This is a genomic window from Streptomyces huiliensis, assembly GCF_020037025.1.
Taxonomy (GTDB): domain Bacteria; phylum Actinomycetota; class Actinomycetes; order Streptomycetales; family Streptomycetaceae; genus Streptomyces; species Streptomyces huiliensis.
In genome coordinates, this window is record NZ_JAIQLH010000315.1 from 1 (window position 1) to 5,652 (window position 5,652).

Here is a 5,652-nt window from a genome sequence, read left to right on the forward strand (position 1 = left end):
GCGCGGCGGCGCCCGCCAGGCCCGCCGGCCCGGCCTCGCCGGGCGCGGGCAGCGCCGCGAGCAGCGGGAAGGGCGGGAGCGGGGGCCGGTCGGGCGAGCCGACGACGGGCAGCGCCAGCGGGGCGACGAGCCCGTCCACGCCGGCCGCGAACCCGGGCCCCAGCCCGTATGCGGCCGTCCAGACCACCGCGTTGGGCAGCAGCGCCACGCTCAGCAGCGCCACCCCCAGCTGCCCCGGCCAGCCCACCGTCAGGTGATCCATGGCGTCCCGTACGGCACCGGCGTGCACGGCCAGTGATGCCGCCAGCAGCAGCGCCGCGCCGCCGAACAGCATCGCCGTGCCCGCGGCGGCGGCCCGGGCGACCGCCACGACGTGCGGCGCGGTGAACCACCGGCGCACACACCCCGGAACGAGCCGGCAGACGCGGCGGACCCGGGCCGAGGGCGTCCAGGGCGGGCAGCCCACCGCCATCCACACCCCGGCCGCGGCCGGCACCGCGGCGACGAGCGGTACGTGGATCAGCGCGCTCAAGGGGTCGACGCGGATCGGGCCCGACGAGGCGTAGAGCACGGCGGCCGCGCTGACCAGCAGGTAGCCGCCGAGCAGCGCGGTGAACGCGGTGCGCGGCGGCAGCGGCGGGACCGGGAGGCGCGCCGGGAGCAGGGGCGCCTCCCAGGGCGCCTCCCACGGCACCGGGCGCCCGTCGGACGCGCCGTGCCGGGCGCCGGTGGCGTCGTTCCGGTTCCCGGCGGCGTCGGTGCGCTCGCCCGCCGGGTGACGACGCGGATCGGCGGACTCCGACTCGCAGGCGGTCCCGGCGTACTCGACGTATTCGGCATATCCGGCGTACTCGGCGTACTCGGCGTCCTCCGAGTCGTCCGCGTGCTCCGCGTCGTCCGGCGGCATCGGCGCCTGGCGCGCCGCCCGGTGGATGAGCAGGCAGGGCACGACGGAGAACAGCAGGGGAGTCAGGCCGACGGGCGCGGAGCCGCCCGAGAGGGTCTCGGTGCGGACGAGGTCGGCGCCGTGGGCCAGCAGCCAGAGGCCGGTGGCGATGTGCAGCGCTCCGGCGGGTCCGCTGTCCGGGTAGGGCGACACGATCCACAGCACCAGGACGAGGGTGGCGAACACCCCGAGTCCCAGCCCGGCGGCGACCGCCCCACCCAGGAACGCCCTGCCCGCCCCCGGCTTGTGACGCACCGCGGAACGGGGATGCGACGGCAGCGGTGGGCCGCTGTGGGCATATGGGGTCACAAAGGCCATGCTGCCAACAACGTGCCTTTCGGGCGGGTAGCGGCAAATGACCGTCGTGTCGTGTTCAGGGCGGTACGGGCCTTTGGGGTGACGTGCCCGGCACGCGCGTGGGCCCGTACCCCCGGGGGGATACGGGCCCAGAAACCTTCGCGAAGCCGCCCGGACGGCGGCGTCGTCAGGTCAGGTGACCGATCGGACGACCGGTCAGGCGACCGATCAGGCGGTCAGCGCGGCGCGCGCCAGGCGGGCGGTCTCGGACGGGGTCTTGCCGACCTTCACGCCCGCGGCCTCCAGGGCCTCCTTCTTGGCCTGCGCGGTGCCGGACGAACCGGACACGATCGCACCGGCGTGGCCCATCGTCTTGCCCTCGGGCGCGGTGAAACCGGCCACGTAGCCGACGACCGGCTTGGTGACGTGCTTCGCGATGAACTCGGCCGCCTTCTCCTCGGCGTCGCCGCCGATCTCGCCGATCATGACGATCAGGTCGGTGTCGGGGTCGGCCTCGAACGCCTTGAGGGCGTCGATGTGCGTGGTGCCGATGATCGGGTCGCCACCGATGCCGACGCAGGACGAGAAGCCCAGGTCACGCAGCTCGTACATCATCTGGTAGGTCAGCGTGCCGGACTTGGACACGAGACCGATGCGGCCGGACTTGGTGATGTCGGCCGGGATGATGCCCGCGTTGGACTGGCCGGGGCTGATGAGGCCGGGGCAGTTGGGGCCGATGATGCGGGTCTTGTTGCCCTTGGCCTGGGCGAGCGCCCAGAACTGCGCGGTGTCGTGCACCGCGACGCCCTCGGTGATCACGACGGCGAGCTCGATCTCGGCCTCGATGGCCTCGACGACCGCGTCCTTGGTGAACTTCTCCGGGACGAAGATGACCGTGACGTCGGCGCCGGTCTTCTCCATGGCGTCCTTGACGGAGCCGAAGACGGGGACCTCGGTGCCGTCGAAGTCGACGGTGGTGCCGGCCTTGCGCGGGTTCACGCCACCGACGATGTTGGTGCCGGAGGCCAGCATGCGCCGGGTGTGCTTCTGGCCCTCGGAGCCGGTCATGCCCTGGACGATGACCTTGCTGTCCTTGGTGAGGAAGATAGCCATGGTGTTCTTGTGACCTCGTTCCTTACTTCGCAGCCAGCTCGGCGGCGCGCTCGGCGGCGCCGTCCATGGTGTCCACCTGCTGCACCAGCGGGTGGTCGGCGTCGTTCAGGATCTTGCGACCCAGCTCCGCGTTGTTGCCGTCGAGGCGCACGACCAGCGGCTTGGTGACCTCTTCGCCCTTGGACTTCAGCAGCTCCAGGGCCTGGACGATGCCGTTGGCGACCGCGTCACAGGCGGTGATGCCACCGAAGACGTTGACGAAGACGGACTTGACGTCCGGGTCGCCGAGGATGATCTCGAGACCGTTGGCCATCACCTCGGCGGAGGCGCCGCCACCGATGTCGAGGAAGTTGGCGGGCTTGACGCCACCGTGGTTCTCACCGGCGTACGCGACGACGTCCAGGGTGCTCATGACGAGACCCGCGCCGTTGCCGATGATGCCGACCTGGCCGTCGAGCTTGACGTAGTTGAGGCCCTTGGCCTTGGCCGCGGCCTCCAGCGGGTTCGCGGCGGCCTTGTCCTCGAGCGCCTCGTGCTCCGGCTGGCGGAACTCGGCGTTGGCGTCCAGGGACACCTTGCCGTCGAGGGCGATGACGCGGCCGTCGGCGACCTTGGCGAGCGGGTTGACCTCGACCAGGAGGGCGTCCTCCGCGACGAAGGTCTTCCACAGGGTCACCATGACCTCGGCGACCTGCTCGGCGACCTCGGCCGGGAACTTCGCCTGGGCGACGATCTCGCGGGCCTTCTCGATGGTGACGCCCTCGTTGGCGTCGACCGGCACCTTGGCGAGCTTCTCGGGCGTCTCCGCCGCGACCTGCTCGATGTCCATGCCACCGGCGACGGAGGCCATGGCGAGGAAGGTGCGGTTGGTGCGGTCGAGGAGGTACGAGACGTAGTACTCCTCGGCGATCTCCGGAGCGGTCTCGGCGATCATCACCTTGTGGACCGTGTGGCCCTTGATGTCCATGCCGAGGATGTCCGTCGCGCGGGCGACGGCCTCGTCCGGGGTGGCGGCCAGCTTGACGCCGCCGGCCTTGCCGCGGCCACCGACCTTCACCTGCGCCTTGACGACCGACTTGCCGCCAAGGCGCTCAGTCGCCGCGCGCGCCGCGTCAGGCGTGTCGATGACTTCACCGGCCAGCACCGGTACACCGTGCTTGGCGAAGAGGTCCCTCGCCTGGTACTCGAACAGGTCCACGCGCGTCCGTCCCTTTTCCATGGATATCGCGGTTCGTTGTCTGCGCGGGCGTGCCGCGGTGGCAGCGTGAGGACGCGATCTATGACGAGGGCGGCACACGTGCGCCGAATACGCGGCATGTCCGTCTCGCAGGTTATCCCCGAGGGCGGGAGGTCCCTAAATCGCAGATCACACTCCGGCCGTGATTACGCTCACAGATCGCGTACGGGCCCCGCACGCATCGCGACAGAGCGTACGCCGCCGGATCCCGGCCCGCGGGTACGCGCCCGCCCCGTGCCGGGCCGCCCCCGGAACGCCCCCCGTCACCCGGCCCGCGCGCCGCTTCCTCCTCCTGCCCACCTCCTTCCTCTCCTGCCTCCGCCCTTCTCCCGGGCGGGACTTCCCGCCTCCGTCAGGTCTCCGTGGCGGGGTCGGGCACGGGCAGGGGACGCTGCTCCAGGGCCGCCGCCATCACCTCCGGGAAGTGGTCCGGTGTACAGGCGAAGGCCGGCGTGCCGAGCGCGGCGAGGGCCGCGGCGTTCTCCCGGTCGTAGGCCGGCGCTCCTTCGTCGGAGAGGGCCAGCAGGGTGACGAACCGCACTCCCGACGCCCGCATGGCCGCCACCCGGTCGAGCATCCCCTGCCGTACGCCGCCCTCATAGAGATCGCTGATCAGGACGACGACGGTGTCCGCCGGGCGGGTGATCCTCGACTGGCAGTAGGAGAGCGCCCGGTTGATGTCGGTGCCCCCGCCGAGCTGGACGCCGAACAGCACGTCCACCGGATCGGCCAGCCGGTCGGTGAGGTCCACGACGGAGGTGTCGAAGGCGACCAGCCGGGTGTCGAGGGTGCGCATCGAGGCCAGGACGGCGCCGAAGACGGAGGCGTGGACGACGGACGCCGCCATCGATCCGGACTGGTCGATGCAGAGGATCACCTCCTTCCGCACCGAACGCGCCGCCCGGGCGTAGCCGACGAGCCGTTCCGGCACGACCGTGCGGTACTCGGGCAGGTAGTTCTTGAGGTTGGCCCGCACGGTGCGGTTCCAGTCGATGTCCCGGTGGCGGGGGCGGGCCGCCCTGGCCGACCGGTCGAGGGCGCCGGTGAGCGTGGCGCGGGTGCGGGACGCCAGGCGCCGCTCCAGCTCCTCGACGACCTTGCGGACGACCTCGCGTGCGGTGGCCTTCGTCTCCTCGGGCATCGCCGTGCCGAGCGACAGCAGGGTGCCGACCAGGTGGACGTCCGGTTCGACCGCCTCCAGGAGCTCGGGTTCGAGGAGGAGGGCGGTGAGTCCGAGCCGGTCCAGGGCGTCCCGCTGCATCACCTGAACGACGGACGCCGGGAAGTACGACCGGATGTCCCCCAGCCAGCGGGCGACCCGGGGTGCGGACGCTCCGAGGCCACCGCTCCGCCGCCCACCGCCGGGGCCGGTGCCGGGGCCCGTGCCGGACGAGCGGGCGCCGGCGCCGTACAGCGCTTCCAGCGTCCGGTCGACGGCGGCGTCCCGGCCCGAGAGCGCCCGCCCGGTGCCGTCCTCACCCGCCTCCCCGCCGAGCACGAGCCGCCAGCGGCGCAACCGTTCGTCGGCTTCCGGGTCGGGCGGGGCCGGCCGGAGTGGGGTCGTCGTCGAGGTCATCGCGCCCCTCCCCCGGCGAGCGCCGCCCGCCCGCTGCTTCCCGCCGCATTCGTCACCACGTCCCCCTCCATCTCCTCCGCCTCGGGCGGAAGTTGGCCTTGCCGTCTCGATTCCCGCTTCTCTCCCTCCTCGTCCAGGCCCAAGAGCAGGCGCATCGTGGGCAGCACGGCCGCGGCGCGCTCCGGATCCCAGGCCGGTGCGGTGCTTCCGCGTGCGGCGCCGCCGGCCGGGCCGTTCCTTATTCGTTCGCCGAGCGCGCGGCGCAGGGCCGGTTCACAGCCCGAGAAGGTGCGCCGGAGCAGGGGCAGGACGTCGGTGAACGCGTCGGCGGGGGCCCCGGTGAGCCAGGTGTCGATCAGGCCGAGCAGCCGCTCGTCGTGGAGGAGCAGGAGGCCGCCGCCGGGCTCGGTGCCGCCGGTGAACCCCTCGATCCAGGCCGCCGCGTCGGCGGGCGCCACGGCGGGTGAGAGGGCGCGTCCCAGG

Annotated in this window: 5 protein-coding genes; all 5 read right to left on the reverse strand. The window is 72.7% G+C overall.

Annotated elements, in window-relative coordinates; translation table 11 throughout:
• Nucleotides 1–1,201: cell division protein PerM (locus JNW98_RS32060; protein ID WP_372459374.1), on the reverse strand; the 1,201-nt coding region annotated here is incomplete at its 3' end.
• A 270-nt stretch (nt 1,202–1,471) separates the two neighbouring features.
• Nucleotides 1,472–2,356, reverse strand: coding sequence for a succinate--CoA ligase subunit alpha (gene sucD, locus JNW98_RS32065; protein WP_223771820.1), 885 nt, complete (start codon nt 2,354–2,356; stop codon nt 1,472–1,474).
• Between the two features lie 22 nt (nt 2,357–2,378).
• On the reverse strand, nt 2,379–3,554 hold the full coding sequence (gene sucC, locus JNW98_RS32070; RefSeq protein ID WP_223771821.1) for an ADP-forming succinate--CoA ligase subunit beta: 1,176 nt from the start codon (nt 3,552–3,554) through the stop codon (nt 2,379–2,381).
• A gap of 391 nt (nt 3,555–3,945) precedes the next feature.
• Nucleotides 3,946–5,169 (reverse strand): VWA domain-containing protein, encoded by a 1,224-nt coding sequence (locus JNW98_RS32075; RefSeq protein ID WP_223771822.1) that lies wholly within the window; start codon nt 5,167–5,169, stop codon nt 3,946–3,948.
• Nucleotides 5,166–5,652 (reverse strand): DUF5682 family protein (locus JNW98_RS32080; RefSeq protein ID WP_223771823.1); only part of this gene is annotated, 487 nt, incomplete at its 5' end. The genes JNW98_RS32080 and JNW98_RS32075, both read right to left, overlap by 4 nt.

Coding starts and splice junctions, on each gene's coding strand:
- JNW98_RS32075 (WP_223771822.1), bottom strand. CDS start 5,169: ATGACCTCGACGACGACCCCACTCCGGCCGGCCCCGCCCGACCCGGAA.
- sucD (WP_223771820.1), bottom strand. CDS start 2,356: ATGGCTATCTTCCTCACCAAGGACAGCAAGGTCATCGTCCAGGGCATG.